At 60.0% G+C, this 17898-nt stretch carries 16 protein-coding genes and 1 pseudogene; 9 read left to right on the top strand and 8 right to left on the bottom strand.

The window, feature by feature from the left end; all coding sequences use genetic code 11:
- Genes LWH94_RS17400 through LWH94_RS17390 form a run of 3 tightly spaced genes read left to right on the top strand, consistent with a single transcriptional unit; the run spans position 1 to position 2451 of the window.
- The gene (locus LWH94_RS17400; protein ID WP_232903057.1) at positions 1-1086 is read left to right on the top strand and encodes an enoyl-CoA hydratase/isomerase family protein; all 1086 of its coding nucleotides are present in this window, start codon (positions 1-3) and stop codon (positions 1084-1086) included.
- 40 nt (positions 1087-1126) lie between these two features.
- Positions 1127-2014: a 3-hydroxyisobutyrate dehydrogenase gene (gene mmsB, locus LWH94_RS17395; protein ID WP_232903056.1), complete on the top strand. Its 888-nt coding sequence runs from the start codon at positions 1127-1129 to the stop codon at positions 2012-2014.
- Between the two features lie 11 nt (positions 2015-2025).
- A complete protein-coding gene (locus LWH94_RS17390) occupies positions 2026-2451 on the top strand; it encodes a PaaI family thioesterase (RefSeq protein ID WP_232903055.1) in 426 nt (141 codons plus the stop codon).
- On the opposite strand, the gene LWH94_RS17385 is transcribed toward LWH94_RS17390, so the two are convergent.
- Positions 2423-3163, bottom strand: coding sequence for an SGNH/GDSL hydrolase family protein (locus tag LWH94_RS17385; protein WP_232903054.1), 741 nt, complete (start codon positions 3161-3163; stop codon positions 2423-2425). The two genes, LWH94_RS17390 and LWH94_RS17385, sit on opposite strands and share 29 nt — an antisense overlap.
- Before the next feature lie 116 nt (positions 3164-3279).
- On the opposite strand from LWH94_RS17385, the gene LWH94_RS17380 reads away from it, so the two are divergent.
- Positions 3280-4143, top strand: a complete 864-nt coding sequence (locus tag LWH94_RS17380; protein WP_058341048.1) for a PA4780 family RIO1-like protein kinase — start codon at positions 3280-3282, stop codon at positions 4141-4143.
- Positions 4144-4179: 36 nt separating this feature from the next.
- Here the strand turns inward: LWH94_RS17380 and LWH94_RS17375 are convergent, their stop codons facing one another.
- From LWH94_RS17375 to LWH94_RS17350, 6 genes are all read right to left on the bottom strand, one after another.
- Positions 4180-5079 (bottom strand): hydroxymethylglutaryl-CoA lyase, encoded by a 900-nt coding sequence (locus LWH94_RS17375; protein ID WP_232903053.1) that lies wholly within the window; start codon positions 5077-5079, stop codon positions 4180-4182.
- Positions 5079-7067, bottom strand: a complete 1989-nt coding sequence (locus LWH94_RS17370) for an acetyl/propionyl/methylcrotonyl-CoA carboxylase subunit alpha (protein ID WP_232903052.1) — start codon at positions 7065-7067, stop codon at positions 5079-5081. The genes LWH94_RS17375 and LWH94_RS17370 overlap by 1 nt, the downstream gene beginning before the upstream one ends.
- Positions 7067-7876 carry an enoyl-CoA hydratase-related protein gene (locus tag LWH94_RS17365; RefSeq protein ID WP_232903051.1) on the bottom strand — a complete coding sequence of 270 codons (810 nt, stop codon included), beginning with the start codon at positions 7874-7876 and terminating at the stop codon, positions 7067-7069. Before LWH94_RS17365 ends, LWH94_RS17370 begins: the two co-directional genes overlap by 1 nt.
- 14 nt (positions 7877-7890) lie before the next feature.
- Positions 7891-9498, bottom strand: a complete 1608-nt coding sequence (locus tag LWH94_RS17360) for a carboxyl transferase domain-containing protein (RefSeq protein ID WP_232903050.1) — start codon at positions 9496-9498, stop codon at positions 7891-7893.
- Between the two features lie 162 nt (positions 9499-9660).
- Positions 9661-10827, bottom strand: coding sequence for an isovaleryl-CoA dehydrogenase (locus tag LWH94_RS17355; protein WP_232903049.1), 1167 nt, complete (start codon positions 10825-10827; stop codon positions 9661-9663).
- A gap of 64 nt (positions 10828-10891) precedes the next feature.
- Entirely contained in the window at positions 10892-11311 is a 420-nt protein-coding gene (locus tag LWH94_RS17350) for a MerR family transcriptional regulator (protein ID WP_022989433.1), read from the bottom strand.
- Positions 11312-11916: 605 nt separating this feature from the next.
- On the opposite strand from LWH94_RS17350, the pseudogene LWH94_RS17345 reads away from it, so the two are divergent.
- The 4 genes and pseudogenes from LWH94_RS17345 to LWH94_RS17330 all read left to right on the top strand — a co-directional run.
- Positions 11917-12606, top strand: a pseudogene (locus LWH94_RS17345) (acyl-CoA dehydrogenase family protein); the annotation flags it as partial.
- Positions 12607-12638: 32 nt separating this feature from the next.
- Complete coding sequence (gene bktB / locus LWH94_RS17340) at positions 12639-13826, top strand: beta-ketothiolase BktB (protein ID WP_232903048.1); 1188 nt, start codon at positions 12639-12641, stop codon at positions 13824-13826.
- 104 nt (positions 13827-13930) lie between these two features.
- Positions 13931-14692: a 3-hydroxyacyl-CoA dehydrogenase gene (locus LWH94_RS17335; protein ID WP_232903047.1), complete on the top strand. Its 762-nt coding sequence runs from the start codon at positions 13931-13933 to the stop codon at positions 14690-14692.
- Between the two features lie 32 nt (positions 14693-14724).
- Positions 14725-15873 carry an acyl-CoA dehydrogenase family protein gene (locus LWH94_RS17330; RefSeq protein ID WP_232903046.1) on the top strand — a complete coding sequence of 383 codons (1149 nt, stop codon included), beginning with the start codon at positions 14725-14727 and terminating at the stop codon, positions 15871-15873.
- Between the two features lie 231 nt (positions 15874-16104).
- Here LWH94_RS17330 and LWH94_RS17325 read toward each other — a convergent pair whose 3' ends face one another.
- Positions 16105-16398: a hypothetical protein gene (locus LWH94_RS17325; RefSeq protein WP_232903045.1), complete on the bottom strand. Its 294-nt coding sequence runs from the start codon at positions 16396-16398 to the stop codon at positions 16105-16107.
- Between LWH94_RS17325 and LWH94_RS17320 the strand changes: the two genes are divergently transcribed.
- Positions 16379-17557 (top strand): thiolase family protein, encoded by a 1179-nt coding sequence (locus tag LWH94_RS17320; RefSeq protein ID WP_232903044.1) that lies wholly within the window; start codon positions 16379-16381, stop codon positions 17555-17557. The genes LWH94_RS17325 and LWH94_RS17320 overlap by 20 nt on opposite strands.
- Positions 17558-17898 lie beyond the last annotated feature (341 nt).

Here is a 17898-nt window from a genome sequence, read left to right as displayed (position 1 = left end):
ATGAGCGATCAACCGATGGTATTTGAAGAGTGGACCACAAACGGCGGTGGCCGGATTGCGGTCGCCAGGCTGAACAGCCCGCGCAACCTGAATTCGCTGTCTATGGACATGATCCGCCTGCTCAAGCCGCAGCTGCAACGCTGGGCCGACGATGACAGCGTATGTGCGGTCTGGCTGGAAGCCGAGGGCGACAAGGCCTTCTGCGCCGGTGGCGATATCGTGTCCCTGTACCGCAGCATGACCGAGCCCGGGAAGCTGGCCGAAGGTGAACGGTTCTTCACCGAAGAATACGAGCTGGACTACCTGATCCATACTTTCCCCAAACCGGTTGTGTGCTGGGGCAATGGCATTGTGATGGGCGGCGGCATCGGCCTGATGGCGGGCGCTTCCCACCGGGTAGTTACCGAGCACTCGAAACTGGCCATGCCGGAAGTGAGCATCGGCCTGTACCCGGATATCGGCGCCGGCTGGTTCCTGACCCGCATGCCCGGGCGTACCGGAATGTTTCTGGGGCTGACCGGCACCCGCATGAACCCAGCCGATGCGCTGTTTGTGGGCATGGCAGACCGGTTCGTCAGCCACGAACTCAAAGGGCAGGTGATTGATGCCCTGGCCTCCGCCAACTGGCAGGGTTCCAGCGCCCATAGTGTTGTCAGCTCGGTACTGCGCCAGTATGAACAGCAAAGCCGGGAGGCGCTGCCGGCGTCTCCGGTTCGTGATCACTTTGATGATATCCAGCAGGCCACCGATGGCGATTCCCTTGAGCAGGTGGTAGCGCAGCTGAAAGACCTGAGCGGCAGTGAGGGCTGGCTGGGCAAAGCCGTGAAGGGATTGGCGAGTGCCTCCCCCACCTCGCTGGCCCTGACCTGGAAACATCTGCAGCGCAGCCAGCGGGACAGCCTGAAACAGGTGCTGGATAACGAGCTGGTGATGTCGGTGAACTGCCTGAAGAAGGGCGAGTTTGCCGAAGGTATCCGGGCGTTGCTGATCGACAAAGACATGCAGCCCCGCTGGCGTTATGCCTCGCTGGCGGAACTGGACAACGAGTGGATTGAAGCATTTTTCAGCCAGGCGCCCGGGCACTGATAAATCCCGGCGCACTGCTACAAAAACAAGGAGAAGCAAGATGGCGAAGGTAACTTTTATTGGTCTGGGCAACATGGGCGGGCCCATGGCCTCCAACCTGCTGAAGGCGGGGCATGAGGTCACGGTTTTCGACCTGTCCAAACCGGCGGTTGAAGCGTTGGTGGCCGAAGGGGCCAGCACTGCGGATTCAGCTAAAGCGGCAACCCAGGGCACCGAGTGCGTAATCACCATGCTGCCGGCGGGCAAGCATGTGGAAGCGGTGTACCTGGGCGAAGACGGCCTGCTGGCAGCCCTGCCGGCAGGCACCCTGGTGATTGACTCCTCCACCATTGCCCCGGAAACCTCCCGGGCGGTGGCAGAAGCTGCCGCAGCAAAAGACCTGGCCTTTATCGACGCGCCGGTATCCGGCGGCGTAGGTGGCGCCAAGGCCGGTACACTCACCTTTATCTGCGGCGGCGAAGTGGCCACCTACAACAAGGCACGGCCGGTTCTGGAAGCCATGGGCAAGAACATCTTCCACGCGGGACCCCACGGCGCGGGCCAGGTTGCCAAAATCTGCAACAACATGATGCTGGCCATCCTGATGGCCGGCACCAGCGAAGCCCTGGCTCTGGGCGTCAAAAATGGCCTGGACCCTGCGGTACTGTCGGAAATCATGAAGCAGAGCTCCGGCGGCAACTGGGCCCTGAACGTGTACAACCCGTGGCCGGGGGTAATGGAAGGGGTGCCGGCATCCCGGGATTACCAGGGCGGTTTCCTGGTGAACCTGATGACCAAGGACCTGGGGCTGGCGTTTGATAACGCGGTCGCCAACCAGGCCTCCATCCCCATGGGCTCCCTGGCCCGCAACCTGTTCCAGCTGCATGCCGGGCAGGGTAACGGTCAGCTGGACTTTTCGAGTATCCTGAGGCTTTACAAACCGGACTGAGCAGTAGAGCCATGCAAGTAACATTCGGGGAGCTGAAGGCTTTCCTTGAAGATCACTTTCCCCAGGGTACCGCCTACGGCACCCTGCAGGAGCTGGGTGATGGTTGGGCCGAGATGAAGCTGGAGGTTGACGAATACCACCTGCGCCCCGGTGGAACCGTGTCTGGCCCGGTTATGATGGGGCTGGCAGACGTGGCCATGTACGCCGCCCTGCTGGGCAAAATCGGCCTGGTACCCCTGGCGGTAACCACCAACTTCAACATCAACTTCATGCGCAAACCCGCCGCCCACGCTGCGGTGTGGGCCCGCGCTACCTTGCTGAAAGTAGGGCGCACGATGGCGGTGGGTGAGGTGTCGATCTATTCCACAGGTATGGAGGAGCCGGTGGCCCATGCCACCATGACTTACTCTATTCCTCCGGAGAAGCATCGGCCCTGATGCCCCGGCTCAGCTCCGGCGCCAGGGCTTCGGCAATGTACCGATAGCCTTTGATGCCGGGGTGGTAGCCGTCGCTGGCCAACAGCCCGGTATCTTCAATCACCGGGTAACGGGCGTAGCGGAAGTGCTGCGGCGCTTCGCTGGCCAGTTGCCGGTAGATGTTGTCGAGAAGCCTGGCCCGCCATCCCATCACGTAGCGCAAGGGCGCCGGCAGGGCGGTGAAAAGGTGCATGGGAGGTACGCTCAGCAGCATCAGGGGTGCCGGATACCGTGCTTCGAGCAACTCCCTCAGTTCAAGCAGTTGCTGGCGGAATCGTTTCCGGGGCGTAAAACCGGTGGTGTCGTTGACCCCCATGCTCAGGATAACTACATCGGCTTCCGGTAAGTCTGTTTGTTCCAGCGCCCGGTTCAGGGCATCCAGGCGAATACCGTTAACCCCGAAGGTGTGCCAGGCGATGGTTTTCCCCGTTTCCTCATGAAGCTCCCGTGCCAGCTGGCTGGCCAGGCCCTGATCGTGGGTTTGGGTGCCCACGCCGGCTGCGGTGGATTCGCCAATCACCAGGATGCGCCGGGCGGGCTCGCCCTCACCATATTGCCCGAACGGAGATCCGGAGGCCTCCGGCAGCCGTGGCGTGGTTTGACGGGTGCGTTTACCCTGATACAGCAACACCGGAAAGAGCACAGCCGTGGTCAGCGAGAATGGAAGATGCATTGCCTAGATCCCGGGTTTAGTGGAGCGGAATGGTCCTGGTATGGGCGACATTAGCCGCCAGACTCTACCAACGGTACAATGGCGGCTTCTCTTCGACCAATTTTGGCAGGAACTCTTTGAAAATCCCTGAACGCCTAAAGCCCCTCGCCGATGATGGCATTATTGATGAAGTCATCAGCCGACTCATGAGCGGTAAAGAGGCCGATATTTATATTGTACGGTGTGGTGATTCGATTCGCTGCGCCAAAGTGTACAAAGATGCGGTAAAGCGCAGCTTTAAAAAAGCGGCGCGATATCAGGAAGGTCGCAAGGTTCGCAGCGGGCGCCAGGCCCGCGCCATGGAAAAGCGTTCTAACTACGGCCGCAAGCAGCAGGAAGAAGTCTGGCAGAATGCCGAAATCAATGCGCTGTCCACGCTGGCGAAAGCCGGTGTGCGTGTGCCTGAAACCTACGGTTGCTTTGACGGCGTGTTGCTGATGGAACTGGTGACAGAAGATACCGGCGATGTCGCACCGCGACTGGCTGATGTGTCCATGTCAGCGGAGCAGGCCATTGAAGACCACACCCTGATGATGCACTACGTGAGGCTCATGCTGTGCGAAGGGATCGTGCACGGTGATTTGTCTGAGTTTAACGTGCTGGTTGACGATTACGGCCCGGTGATCATTGATTTACCGCAGGCGGTCAATGCTGCATCCAACAACAGTGCGCAGGAAATGTTCGACCGCGATGTGAATAACATGCGCCGCTATTATGGCCAGTATGCGCCTGAGATCCTGGACACCCGGTTCGCCAGGGAGATGTGGGCGCTGTTCGAAGAGGGGGAACTGACCCCCGACTCTGTGCTGACGGGTGAATTTGAAGATGACAGTGGCAGTTCTGATGTCGATGCCGTGCTGGAAGAGATCAAAGCGGTGATACAGGAAGACCTCGAGCGCAAAGAGCGTTTGCGCGAGGCGGATGAAGGCTCAGACCTTTAACCCTGTGTCAGGCCCCGTGAGCGGGGCCCTTAACGTTCAACCGCTCATGGCCTGTCCCACTTTAGAGCCGTTGTGGCGGTTGAGTTGGCCGCAAATCCAGCCGCCGGTGGCCACCAGTTTCTCCAGGTCGACACCGGTTTCGATTCCCAGCCCATTTAACAGATAGAGCACGTCTTCGGTGGCCACATTGCCGGAGGCGCCTTTCGCATAGGGGCAACCGCCCAGGCCCGCCACCGAGGCATCGATTACGCTGATGCCTTCCTCCAGTACCGCATACAGATTGGCCAGGGCCTGGCCGTAGGTGTCGTGGAAGTGGGCCGCCAGCTTATCCATGGGAATATGGGCGGCCACGGACTCCAGCATGCGTTTGGCTTTCAGCGGCGTGCCCACGCCGATGGTGTCACCCAGGGAAATTTCATGGCAGCCCATGTCGTACAGGGCCTTGGCGACGCTGGCGACCTGCCGGGGTTCAATGTCGCCCTCATAGGGGCAACCCATCACCGTAGACACGTAGCCGCGCACCGGAATGCCGTGCTTGCGGGCCGCTTCCACCACGGGAGCGAAGCGGTCCAGGCTTTCGGCAATGGTGCAGTTGATGTTCTTTTGGGTGAAGGCTTCGGAGGCCGCGCCAAACACGGCAACCTCGTCGGCTCCGGCCGCCAGGGCATTTTCGAAACCTTTGAGGTTGGGGGTAAGGGCGGAGTAACGTACGCCGGCCTTTCGGGTGATGCCGGCCATGACCTCGGCGGCATCACCCATTTGTGGCACCCATTTGGGGGAGACAAAGCTGGCGGCTTCGATGTGGGTAAGGCCGCAGTCAGCCAGCCGGTCGATCAGCCCGGTTTTGATGCTGGTAGCAATCACCGGGCCGGGTTCGTTCTGCAGGCCGTCCCGGGGGCTCATTTCCACCAGTCGGACACGTTTCGGGAAGGCCATTACTCAGCCTCCTCAATCTCGATGGCGATCAACTCCGCGCCTTCGGATACCTGGTCACCCTGGGCAAAGAACACCTCGCTGACGGTGCCATCGGCCGGGGCTTTGATGGCGTGCTCCATCTTCATGGCTTCCATGATCACCAGGGTCTGGCCGGCGGTGACCTTATCGCCAGCCTGCACCTGCACCGCCACAATGGCACCGTTCATGGGGGCAGAGAGGCTGCCGTCGCCGGCCAGGTCTTCGGTTTCCCAGCGTTCACGGTAGAGCTTGCAGGTGATGCTGTTGCCTTCGTGGAACAACACCAGTTCGTCGTTGTGCAGGTTGCCGTACACGCACAGGCGGTGGCCGTTGATGACCGCTTGCAGGTAATCCTCCTGCAGGCTGGCCTGCAGGGTATAGCGGTTGTCGCCGAGGGTTATCTGATACCCGTGATCCTGCTCAAGAACCCTTAGTTCAACCACCTCCTCGCCCATCTGCAGGGCCAGGGGTTCGGCGTAGTCGGAATTCAAGCGCCAGCTGTTCTGCCGGCCGAAGGGCGACCAGGGGTCTGTGCTGACCACTTCACGGGACTTGCGGTGTTCCAGCAGAAAGCCGGCATCCAACACAAGAACCTTGTCGGTATCCGGGCCGGAAGCGGGAAACAGCAGCTCGCGGTGGTCATCAATGAAACCGGTGGTCAGCTCGGCCTGGCGAAAGGGTTCGGCATCGGCCAGGGCATGCAGGAAGCGGATGTTGGTTTTTACCCCGGCAATGCGGTACTGCTCCAGGGCCTGCACCATGCGGTTGATGGCCTGTTCCCGGGTTTCGTCCCACACGATGAGCTTGGCGATCATCGGGTCGTAGTGGATGCTGATTTCGTCGCCTTCGGTAACGCCGGTATCCACCCGCACGTGGGCGGATTCTTCCGGGGTGCGCAGGTAATGCAGGGTGCCGGTGGCAGGCAGGAAGTCCTGGTCCGGATCTTCGGCGTAGATGCGCGCTTCCAGGGCGTGGCCGCGGGTTTTCACCTGTTCCTGGGCCAGCGGCAGGGGCTCACCCCAGGCCACTTTCAGCTGCCATTCCACCAGGTCTTGCCCGGTGACCATTTCGGTAACCGGGTGTTCCACCTGCAGGCGAGTGTTCATTTCCATGAAGAAGAACGAGCCGTCTACGTCGTACAGGAACTCGACGGTGCCGGCGCCCACGTAGTTAATGGCTTGCGCGGCTTTCACGGCGGCCTCGCCCATGGCTTTACGGGTGGCCTCGCTCAGCCCCGGTGCCGGCGCTTCTTCCAGTACTTTCTGGTGGCGACGCTGCACCGAGCAATCCCGCTCGGCCAGGTAGATGCCGTTGCCCTGCTGGTCGCAGAACACCTGGATTTCCACATGCCGTGGCTGGGTCAGGTAGCGTTCGATCAGCATGTCCGGGTTGCCGAAGGCGTTCCTGGCTTCCCGCTGGGCGGCGGCCAGGGCGTCATCAAAGTCGGCCATTGTTTCCACCACCCGCATACCTTTACCACCACCACCGGCAACGGCCTTCAGCAGCAGCGGGAAGCCGCATTTCTCGGCCTCGGCCCGCAGCAGCTCCGGCGACTGGTCTTTGCCGTGGTAGCCCGGCACCAGGGGCACACCGGCTTTCTCCATAATCGCCTTGGCGGCGGACTTGGAGCCCATAGCGGCGATGGCCGAAGAGGGCGGGCCGATGAATACGATGCCGTTGGCTTCGCAGGCTTCGGCAAAGCCGGTGTTTTCAGACAGGAAGCCGTAGCCGGGGTGAATGGCCTGGGCGCCACTCTGCCTGGCAATGTCGATAATGGTGTCGGCTTTCAGGTAGCTGTCAGCGCTGGCGGCCGGGCCGATGTTGAAGGCCTCGTCTGCCATGGCGACATGACGAGCGTTGGCGTCAGCGTCTGAGTAGACTGCCACGCAGCGGATACCCATGCGGTGGGCGGTCTGGATAATCCGGCAGGCGATTTCGCCCCGGTTAGCAATCAGGATTTTATTGAACATTATGTGTTATCTCCCGGAACCCAGCTGGCCTTGCGTTTGTTCAGGAAAGCGCTGAGCCCTTCCTGGCCTTCTTCGCCTACGCGGATATCGGCGATGCGTTGGGCGGTGTCTTCGATGACATCGGCGCTGATGGGCTTGTGGCTGACGGCAAACACCAGGTCCTTGGCGGCACTCATGGCCTGCGGGCCATTGCCGGCCAGTTGTTGCAGCAGCTCGTTGCAGCGGGCGTGCATGGCGGCTTCGTCGTCACAGACGATGTGCACCAGCCCGTATTCGCTGGCCTGTTGTGCGCTGAAGACTTCGGCGGAGATGAAATAGCGCCGGGCCTGGCGCTCACCGATGGCCCGCACCACGTAGGGGCTGATAACGGCGGGAACCAGGCCGAGTTTTACTTCACTCAGGCAGAAGCTGGCGTTTGCGGTGGCCAGTACGATGTCGCAGCAGGCGGCCAGGCCGACTGCGCCACCGTAGGCTGCGCCCTGAACCAGGCCGATCACCGGCTTGGACAGGTGGTTGAGGGTGCTCATCAGCCTGGCCAGTTCCCGGGAGTCGTTCAGGTTTTCGGCATGGTCGTTGTCTGCCATGCGGCGCATCCAGCCAAGGTCGGCACCGGCGGAGAAGTGTTTGCCTTCGGAGCGCAGGAGGACGACGCGGGTTTGGTCGTCTCGTTCCGTGACTTCCAGTGCCTTGATCAGCTGCTGGATGATTACGTCGTCGAAGGCGTTGCGCTTGTCTGGCCGGTTCAGCACGATTTCGGAAACACCACCTTCCAGGTAGTTGAGCAGAACGGCAGAGGTCTGTTTGGTCATGGCGTTCTCTCCGGTTACATGCGGAACACGCCAAAGCGCGTCGGCTTGGCGGGTCGGTTCAGGGTGGCAGACAGGCTGAGGGCAACCACTTCCCGGGTCTGGGCCGGGTCGATCACGCCGTCGTCCCACAGGCGGGCGCTGGCGTAGTAGGGGTGGCCCTGTTGTTCGTATTTATCGGCGATGGGTTGTTTGAATTCGACTTCTTCTTCCGCACTCCAGTTCTGGCCTTTGCGTTCCATGCCTTCACGTTTGACTGTGGCGAGTACGTTGGCGGCCTGTTCGCCGCCCATCACCGAGATGCGGGCGTTGGGCCACATCCACAGGAAGTCCGGGCTGTAGGCCCGGCCGCACATGCCGTAGTTGCCGGCGCCGTAGCTGCCGCCAATCAGCACGGTGATCTTGGGCACGTTGGCGCAGGCCACGGCCATGACCATCTTGGCGCCGTGCTTGGCGATGCCTTCGGCTTCGTATTTCTGGCCCACCATAAAGCCGGTGATGTTTTGCAGGAACAGCAGCGGGATGTTGCGCTGGCAGCACAGTTCAATAAAGTGCGCGCCTTTCTGGGCGGATTCGCTGAACAGGATGCCGTTGTTGGCGATGATGCCCACGGGGTAACCGTGGATATGGGCGAAGCCGGTCACCAGGGTGGAGCCGTAGTAGCGTTTGAATTCGTCAAATTCGGAGCCGTCGACGATGCGGGCGATCACGTCGCGTACGTCGAACTGTTTGCGCAAGTCGGTGCCGACGATGCCGTAGATTTCTTCCGGGTTGTACAGCGGTGCTTTGGGTTCGCGTAGTTCGACCGGCACGGGTTTGCGGCGGTTGAGGTTGGCGATGCAGCGCCGGGCGATGTCCAGGGCGTGGGCGTCGTTCTCGGCGTAGTGGTCGGCCACGCCGGAGGTTTTGCAGTGTACGTCTGCGCCGCCCAGGTCTTCGGCGCTGACCACTTCGCCGGTGGCGGCTTTGACCAGTGGCGGGCCGGCCAGGAAGATGGTGCCCTGGTTGCGCACGATGATAGATTCGTCGGCCATGGCGGGTACGTAGGCACCGCCGGCGGTGCACAGGCCCATAACGACGGCGATCTGGGGGATACCATCGGCCGACATGCGGGCCTGGTTGTAGAAGATGCGGCCGAAGTGGTCGCGGTCCGGGAAGACTTCATCCTGCCGTGGCAGGTTGGCGCCGCCGGAGTCCACCAGGTAGATACAGGGCAGGCGGTTGGTTTCGGCGATTTCCTGGGCGCGCAGGTGTTTTTTGACGGTCAGCGGGTAGTAGCTGCCGCCTTTGACGGTCGCATCGTTGGCGATGATCATGCATTCGGTGCCGCTGACCCGGCCGATGCCGGCGATGACGCCGGCGGCGTGGACGTCTTCGCCGTAGACGTTGTAGGCGGCGAACTGGCCGATTTCGAGGAAGGGGGAGCCTTCGTCGAGTAGTTTGTTGATGCGTTCGCGGGGCAGGAGTTTGCCGCGTTCGGTGTGGCGTTTCTGGTATTCGGGGCCGCCGCCCTGGTGGATGGTTTCGACTTTTTCCCTTAGGTCGGTTACGGCGGCGGCCATGGAGTGGTGGTTGGCCTGGAATTCGTCGGACCTCGGGTTAATTTTGCTCTGGAGTATCGTCATTAGATATTCGTCCGTGCATCGGCCCTGCGGGTAGAGCGATTCAAAAACCGCTACAAGCACGTCCCTGTGCGCTTCTCTCCGGCCATCCATGGCCTACGAAATTTTTGAATCGCTCTACCCGCAGGACCTCGTTTGACTTGGTCAGTGGATTCCGCGCAACGCTTACTTGTTCAGGAACAGTTCTCTGCCAATCAACATCCGCCGGATTTCAGACGTTCCAGCCCCGATTTCATACAACTTCGCGTCTCGCAGCAGGCGGCCGGTGGGGTAGTCGTTGATGTAGCCGTTGCCGCCGAGGAGCTGGATGGCGTCGAGGGCGAGTTTGGTGGCCATTTCGGCTGAATACAGAATGGCGCCGGCGGCGTCTTTTCTTGTGGTTTCGCCGCGGTCGGCGGATTGGGCGACCATGTAGACGTAGGATTTGGCGGTGTTCATGAAGGTGTACATGTCGGCGACTTTGCCCTGTACCAGTTCGAATTCGCCGATGGCCTGGCCGAATTGTTTGCGTTCGCGGATGTAGGGCACGACTACGTCCATGGCGGCTTGCATGAGGCCGAGGGGGCCGCCGGAGAGGACGATGCGTTCGTAGTCGAGGCCGCTCATGAGGACTTTGGCGCCGTTGCCGATGCCGCCAAGGACGTTTTCTTTGGGGACTTTGCAGTCTTCGAACACCAGCTCGCAGGTGTTGGAGCCGCGCATGCCGAGTTTGTCGAGTTTCTGGTGGCGGCTGAAGCCGGGGTAGTCGCGTTCTACGATGAAGGCGGTGACGCCTTTGGAGCCGCCTTTCGGGTCGGTTTTGGCGTAGATGACGTAGGTGTTGGCGTCTGGCCCGTTGGTGATCCACATTTTGTTGCCGTTGAGGACGTAGTGGTCGCCTTCGTCGCGGGCGTGGAGTTTCATGGAGATGACGTCTGAGCCGGCGTTGGGTTCAGACATGGCGAGGGCGCCGATGTGTTCGCCGGTGATGAGTTTGGGCAGGTATGTCTGTTTTTGTTCTTCGGTGCCGTTGCGGTTGATCTGGTTGACGCACAGGTTGGAGTGGGCACCGTAAGACAGGCCAACGCTGGCGGAGGCGCGGCTGATTTCTTCCATGACCACTACGTGGGCCAGGTAGCCCATGCCCGCACCGCCGTATTGTTCGCTCACGGTGATGCCCAGCAAGCCCATGTCGCCCAGTTTGCGCCACAGGTCCATGGGGAATTCGTTGGTGCGGTCGATTTCCTCGGCCCGGGGGGCGATTTCATCGGCGGCGAAGCGGTTGACCTGTTCACGCAGGCTGTCGAGGGTTTCGCCGAGGCCGAAGTTGAGTTCGCTGTATTGGGATTTCATGGTGTGCTGCCTTTTTTGTTCTTGCTAGTGTGTGTCGTTAAGCGGCCCGCTGCCGGTTGTAGCCCTAGTCGGTGGCCAGGCTTTGTTGTTCTTTCTTTTTCTGCAGTTCGTCCAGGGCTTCGCGGCACCGGGTTTCTGCGGTGTCTATTTCCATCTCCGCCTGCGCGATGTCGTCTTTCTGTTGTTCAAGGTGCGCGCGCCGGTCGCCCAGGATTTCGAGCATTTTCAACAGCTGCTTTTCATTGCCGGTGAGGGTTTCGTCCCAAAGGTCGAACAGCTCCTTGGTTTGGGCCAGGGAAAACCCCATACGCTTGCCGCGCAGGATCAGCTTCAGGCGTACCCGGTCTTTGTTGCTGAAGATACGGGTCTGCCCGCGCCGGGTGGGGTTCAAAAGCCCCTGGTCTTCGTAGAAGCGGATGCTTCGTGTGGTTACGTCGAACTCCTGGGAGAGCTCGCTGATATTGAAGGTTTTCTTGTCGCTCATGTGCGGTCCGGAACGGTTGTGTTATTTTTGCTCAGGGTAATTCAAGTTTACGTTAACGTAAAGTATGGCTTATGGCTGGCTTGGGCTCCTAGCCTTCCGGTTGTGCGGGCGGGTACGCGGGGTGTGGGGTATTTTTCTTCGGGGAAAAACAACTCGCTTCGCTCAGACATCTTTTTCCCTGTCAGAAAAATACCCCACACCCCCCTACCGACGGGCAGCACAGGAATACCAAGAAAAAAGCAACGAGAGCACCCAGAAATAGGTGTGAACGTTGCACTAGCCCCGATTAGGCAAAAAAATACTGCTGCTGTTATCTCGCGACTACCCGCCAATGCCCGTCGGCGCGGGGTGGCTGTTGGATTTTTTGCCGGAAAAAGATGTCTGAGCGAAGCGAGTTGTTTTTCCAAAAAAAATCCAACAGCCACCCCGCAAGCCCGCCCGCACAACTGGAAGGCTAGGAGCCCAACCCAAGGCAGAGTGGACTTGTCCGAACGGGTCAAATTTTTGGGCCAGAAGGGTCATTCCAACAGGTCCTGCACCTTTGCCTTAATGGCCGGCAGCCGGTTACAACAACAAGGAAATGAGGTAAGCATGTCAGACTCAACAACGGCGCCAAGGTGTTTATCACCAACGGCTTGCATGCCGATATGGTGATTGTCTGCGCCAAGACCGACCCGAAAGCCGGGGCCAAGGGCGTGTCGCTGTTTCTGGTGGATACCAGCCTGCCGGGCTTTAGCCGGGGCAAGGGCATCAAGAAGATCGGCCAGCACGCCAGTGACACCGCAGAGTTTTTTTCGGATCTGATCGTGCCTGAGGAGGCACTGCTCGGGGAAGAAGGCAAAGGCTTCGCCTACCTGATGCAGGAGCTGCCCCGGGAGCGCCTGGGTGTGGGTGCCCAGGCGATCGGTGCCTCCGAAGGTGCATTGGCGCTGACGCTGGATTACGTGCAGCAGCGCCAGGCCTTCGGCCAGCGCATTGCTGATTTTCAGAATACCCGGTTCAAGCTGGCAGAAGCCCGGGCCCGTATTGATATGGCCCGTGCCTACCTGAACCAGTGCGTCACCAAATACCACCAGGGTGCCATGACGGCGACAGACGCGGCCGTCCTGAAGCTGATGCTGACTGAAATGCAGTGCGATATTGCCCATGAATGCCTGCAGCTTTTCGGCGGCTACGGTTATACCCTGGAATATCCCATTTCGCGGTTCTTTGTGGATGCCAGGGTGCAGACCATTTACGCTGGCACCTCGGAAATCATGAAAGAGGTGATTGCCCGCTCCATGCTGGGCAAATGAGCCTTTCTAACACTTATATTTAGGAGAAGAACATGAAACTGACAGACGTAGTCATTCTGGACGGTGCCCGCACCGCTATCGGCAGCTTTGGCGGCAGCCTGAGCTCACTGGCTCCGGCCGAACTGGGCACCGCCGCCGCTCGCGAGGCCATCAGCCGCGCTGGTGTAGAAGCTGCGGATATCGACCATTCGGTATTCGGCCACATCATCACCACGGGCCCACAGGACGCTTACCTGGCCCGGCACATTGCCCTGAATGTGGGTATGGAGAAAAGCTCTGCGGCGTTCAACGTAAACCGCCTGTGTGGCTCTGCCGTGCAGTCGGTGATCAGCGCGGCCCAGCTGATTGTGATGGGCGACAGCCGCATGGCGCTGGCTGGTGGTGCCGAATCCATGAGCCAGGGTGCTTACCTGTTGCCGAACGTTCGCAAAGGCCTGCGCATGGGCGATGGCCGTGCGGTAGACCTGACCCTGGGTATTCTGAGCGATCCGTTTGGCAGTGGCCACATGGGCATGACCGCCGAGCGTATTGCCGCCAATCAGGGCCTGACCCGGGAAGAACTGGACGCGTTTTCTGCCGAAAGCCACCGGCGGGCCGCGAATGCCATCGAGAAAGGTTATTTCGATGGCCAGATCGTGCCGGTTACCGTCAAACAGGGTCGCAAGGAAGTCGTGTTCGATAAAGACGAGCACGTACGCCCGGGTACCACGGTTGAAAGCCTGGCCGGCCTGAAACCTGCGTTCCAGAAAGACGGCATTGTGACCCCGGGCAATGCCTCCGGCCTGAACGACGGTGCTGCAGCCATGGTACTGACCAGTGCCGCGGAAGCCGAAAAGCGTGGCCTGAAAGCCCGCGCCCGGTTGGTAGGCTATGCCTTTGCCGGCGTAGATCCGGAAGTGATGGGCGTAGGCCCGATTCCGGCGGTTCGCCAGGTTCTGAAGAACACCGGTTTGTCTGTGGCAGACCTGGATGTGATCGAATCCAACGAAGCCTTCGCAGCCCAGGCCATGGCCGTCAGCCGCGAGCTTGGCCTGCCGGAAGACAAGGTGAACCCGAACGGCGGCGCGGTCGCTCTGGGCCACCCGGTGGGTGCGACCGGCTCCATCCTGATTATCAAAGCCCTGGCGGAACTGGAACGTACCGGTGGCCGTTACGGCCTGATCACCATGTGTATCGGTGGCGGGCAGGGTATTGCACTAATTGTTGAGCGCCTCGGCTGAAACGGGTGTTGTTTCAGCTAGGGTATCTGGGTTAAGTTTACGTAAACGTAAACTATGCGCGGCCAGTTTTTGGCCGCGCTAATACCAATAACAGGACGCAAGTTATGGATTTCAAAAACACTCCCGCCATCGTCACCGGCGGTGCCTCCGGTCTGGGTGAAGGCGCCGCGCGGGCGCTGGCTGCCGCAGGCTGCAAAGTGGCTATCCTGGACCTGAACAAAGAGCGTGGCGAACAGGTGGCTGCCGAGCTGGGCGGTGTTTTTATTGAATGCAACGTGGCTTCAGAAGAAAGTGCCGAGGCTGCACTGAAAGCTGCCCGTGAAGCCCACGGCCCCTGCGGCATTGCGGTGAATTGCGCCGGTATTGCTCCGGCGGCAAAGATTCTTGGTCGCGAAGGTGTGATGCCGCTGGATAACTTCAGCAAGGTGATTCAGGTTAACCTGATCGGCACCTTCAACATCCTGCGGCTGGCGGCAGCAGACATGGCCCAGCGCGAACCCAACGCCGATGGCGAACGGGGCGTGATCATCAACACCGCATCGGTTGCCGCCTACGAAGGCCAGATTGGCCAGGCCGCTTACAGTGCCTCGAAAGGCGGTGTGGTAGCACTGACCCTGCAATCGGCCCGGGAACTGGCTCGCGAAGGGATCCGGGTGAACACCATTGCTCCGGGCCTGTTCATGACCCCGATGATGGCTGGCATGCCCCAGGAAGTTCAGGACAGCCTGGCCGCCACCTTGCCGTTCCCCAAGCGCCTCGGTAAGCCGGAAGAATTCGGCATGATGGTCGACCAGATGGTACGCAACCCCGTTCTGAACGGCGAAGTCATCCGGCTCGACAGCGCCCTGCGCATGGCGCCCCGATAAGGCACGGATAACAAGGATAAAAGGTGAGCGAAATGACCAACACCGTTGATCAGGAAGAACTGGCACTGTTCCGGGATGCCGTCATCAAGGCCCTCGAAACCGAAGTGGCGCCCCATTATGAAGCCTGGGAAAAGAGCGGCATCGTACCCCGGGAACTCTGGAACACCCTGGGCGCAGCCGGCATGCTGTGTGTCGACGTAACAGAAGACTGCGGCGGCTGCGGAGCGCCGTTCCAGTATTCGGTTGTGGTGGGCGAAGAACTGGCCCGGATGGGATTCGGTGCGTTGTCCACCAACGTGATGGTGCATTCCGACATCGTGGCGCCGTATCTCAGCCACATCGGTAACGATGAGCAGAAACAGCAATGGCTGCCGAAAATGGTCTCCGGCGAAGCCGTCGGCGCCATCGCCATGACCGAACCGGGGGCAGGCAGTGACCTGCAGGCCATCCGCACCAGCGCGGTGAAAGACGGTGGCGACTACATCCTTAACGGTTCCAAAACCTTCATCACCAACGGCCAGCACGCCGACATGGTCATCGTCGCCGCCAAGACCGACCCCAACGCCGGCGCCAAGGGCATCAGCCTGTTCCTGGTCGACACCTCGTTGCCGGGCTTCAGCAAAGGCCGCAACCTGGACAAAATCGGCCAGCATTCCGGCGACACCTCTGAACTGTTCTTCTCCGACATGCGCATCCCCGCCTCGGCGTTGCTGGGTGAAGAGGGGCAGGGCTTTGTGTACCTGATGCGCGAGCTGCCCCGGGAACGACTGGTCATCGGCGCCTTGGGTGTTGCCGCCGCCCGTGGCTCACTGGACATGACCATCCAGTACACCCAGGAACGGGAACTGTTCGGCCAGAAACTGAGCCAGCTGCAAAACACCCGCTTCGAAATCGCCCGCATGGAAACCGACTACCGCATTAACAAAGCGTTCGTCGACCAGTGCATCCGCGAATACGAAGACGGCAAGCTGGATGCGCCGACAGCGTCCATGGCCAAGTACAGCGCCACCGAGATGCAGTGTCGCGTGGCCGATGGTTGTTTGCAGCTATTCGGCGGTTACGGTTACACCACCGAGTATCCGATTTCCCGCAATTTCATCGATGCGCGGGTTCAGCGGATTTATGGCGGTACTTCGGAGGTTATGAAGGAGATCATTGCCCGTTCTGTTCTGGGGCGCTGAGGTTTCTTCTTGGGCACCCAGCCTTCCGGTTGTGCGGGCGGGCTTGCGGGGTGGCTGTTGGATTTTTTTTTGGAAAAACAACTCGCTTCGCTCAGACATCTTTTTCCGGCAAAAAATCCAACAACCACCCCGCGCCGACGGGCATTGGCGGGTTTTCGCTTGATAAGAGCAGCTGTACGTTTTGCGCTGAGAGCGGGTAGCGACCAGTTTGATGCAACGTTCAATGGTGCTTCAGGTTACTCTCGTTGCTTTTTGCTTTTTGCTTTTTGCTTTTTGCTTTTTGCTTTTTGTATTCAGCATTCCTGTGCTGCCCGTTGGTAGGGGGGTGTGGGGTATTTTTCTGGCAGGGAAAAAGATGTCTGAGCGAAGCGAGTTGTTTTTCCCCGAAGAAAAATACCCCACACCCCGCGTACCTGCCCGCATCACCAGCAAGCTGGGTGCCCAAACGAGACCATACGGCCAAATAAGAACACCAACTCGATTCTGTTGAAGGAGAACAAAACTCATGAACAACGACATCGTCATCGCAGGCTCCGCCCGAACTCCGATGGGTGGGATGATGGGCTCGCTGAGCTCTGTGCGCTCGCCGGAACTGGGTGCGGTTTCAATTAAGGCTGCCATTGAACGCGCAGGGCTGAAGCCGTCGGACGTTCAGGAAGTCATCATGGGCTGCGTGCTGTCTGCGGGCCTGGGACAGGCGCCGGCTCGGCAGGCGTCTCGTGCGGCCGGGATCCCGGATAGCTCCGGGTGTACCACCATCAACAAAATGTGCGGCTCCGGCATGCAGGCCATTATCATGGCCCACGATCAGATCAAAGCGGGCACCAACAGCATCATGATTGCCGGTGGCATGGAAAACATGAGCCAGGCGCCGTATCTGCTACCGAAAGCCCGCGGCGGTATGCGCATGGGCCATGGCCAGGTGATGGACAGCATGTTCCTGGATGGACTGGAAGACGCCTACGAAGGCGGCCTGATGGGCGTTTTCGCACAGCGTACGGCTGATGAGTTCAACATCACCCGTGAAGCCATGGACGAATTCGCCATTGGCTCCCTGCAAAAAGCCCTGGCGGCGATCGAGAATGGCTGGTTCCGGGATGAAATCGTACCGGTGACGGTCTCCGGCCGCGGTGGAGATACCCAAGTCGACATCGACGAACAACCGGGCAACGCCAAGCCGGAGAAAATCCCCCAGCTGAAACCGGCGTTCGCCAAAGACGGCTCGGTAACCGCGGCCAACTCCAGCTCCATCAGCGACGGTGCTTCGGCCCTGGTGCTGACAACTGCTGAGGAAGCTCAGAACCGTGGCCTGACCCCACAGGCACGAATCGTGGCCCACGCAACCCACGCCCGCTTGCCAGCGGAGTTCACCCTGGCGCCGATCGGTTCCATCGAAAAGGTACTGAAAAAAGCCGGCTGGAGTCTGGATGACGTCGACCTGTTCGAGATCAACGAAGCCTTCGCAGTGGTTACCCTGGCTGCCATCAATGAGCTGAACCTGCCCGCCGACAAGGTCAACGTCCACGGTGGCGCCTGCGCTCTGGGCCACCCCATCGGCTCTTCCGGCTCCCGTATCATCGTCACCCTGATCAATGCCCTGAAGCAGCGCGGCCTGAAACGCGGTGTGGCGTCCCTCTGCATTGGCGGTGGTGAGGCAACTGCCGTGGCTGTGGAGCTGATTTAAGTTTGGCTTTCTGGGAGTCCTGCTTGGGCTCCCAGACTTCCGGCTGTGCGGGCGGGCTTGCGGGGTGGCTGTTGGATTTTTTTTGGAAAAACAACTCGCTTCGCTCAGACATCTTTTTCCGGCAAAAAATCCAACAGCCACCCCGCGCCGACGGGCATTGGCGGGTTCTCGGTTGAAAAGACTTTTCCGTGAAGAACCAATGCTTAATCTTGAGACAGGCTGCTAACCCACACAATCTCTTTGCCTTTGCCTTTGCCTTTGCCTTTGCCTTTGCCTTTGCCTTTGCCTTTGCCTTTGCCTTTGCCTTTGCCTTTGCCTTTGCCTTTGCCTGTATCTTTCGC

It is taken from the genome of Marinobacter sp. G11 (assembly GCF_021282325.1).
Lineage (GTDB): Bacteria > Pseudomonadota > Gammaproteobacteria > Pseudomonadales > Oleiphilaceae > Marinobacter > Marinobacter vinifirmus.
Note: the sequence above shows the minus strand (reverse complement) of the source record. Positions and strands in the feature narration are given on the sequence as shown.

Coding starts and splice junctions, on each gene's coding strand:
- LWH94_RS17390 (WP_232903055.1), top strand. CDS start 2,026: ATGCAAGTAACATTCGGGGAGCTGAAGGCTTTCCTTGAAGATCACTTT.
- LWH94_RS17370 (WP_232903052.1), bottom strand. CDS start 7,067: ATGTTCAATAAAATCCTGATTGCTAACCGGGGCGAAATCGCCTGCCGG.
- LWH94_RS17360 (WP_232903050.1), bottom strand. CDS start 9,498: ATGACGATACTCCAGAGCAAAATTAACCCGAGGTCCGACGAATTCCAG.
- bktB (WP_232903048.1), top strand. CDS start 12,639: ATGAAACTGACAGACGTAGTCATTCTGGACGGTGCCCGCACCGCTATC.
- LWH94_RS17400 (WP_232903057.1), top strand. CDS start 1: ATGAGCGATCAACCGATGGTATTTGAAGAGTGGACCACAAACGGCGGT.
- LWH94_RS17320 (WP_232903044.1), top strand. CDS start 16,379: ATGAACAACGACATCGTCATCGCAGGCTCCGCCCGAACTCCGATGGGT.
- LWH94_RS17365 (WP_232903051.1), bottom strand. CDS start 7,876: ATGACCAAACAGACCTCTGCCGTTCTGCTCAACTACCTGGAAGGTGGT.
- LWH94_RS17385 (WP_232903054.1), bottom strand. CDS start 3,163: ATGCATCTTCCATTCTCGCTGACCACGGCTGTGCTCTTTCCGGTGTTG.
- LWH94_RS17335 (WP_232903047.1), top strand. CDS start 13,931: ATGGATTTCAAAAACACTCCCGCCATCGTCACCGGCGGTGCCTCCGGT.
- LWH94_RS17355 (WP_232903049.1), bottom strand. CDS start 10,827: ATGAAATCCCAATACAGCGAACTCAACTTCGGCCTCGGCGAAACCCTC.
- LWH94_RS17350 (WP_022989433.1), bottom strand. CDS start 11,311: ATGAGCGACAAGAAAACCTTCAATATCAGCGAGCTCTCCCAGGAGTTC.
- mmsB (WP_232903056.1), top strand. CDS start 1,127: ATGGCGAAGGTAACTTTTATTGGTCTGGGCAACATGGGCGGGCCCATG.
- LWH94_RS17375 (WP_232903053.1), bottom strand. CDS start 5,079: ATGGCCTTCCCGAAACGTGTCCGACTGGTGGAAATGAGCCCCCGGGAC.
- LWH94_RS17330 (WP_232903046.1), top strand. CDS start 14,725: ATGACCAACACCGTTGATCAGGAAGAACTGGCACTGTTCCGGGATGCC.
- LWH94_RS17325 (WP_232903045.1), bottom strand. CDS start 16,398: ATGACGATGTCGTTGTTCATGAGTTTTGTTCTCCTTCAACAGAATCGA.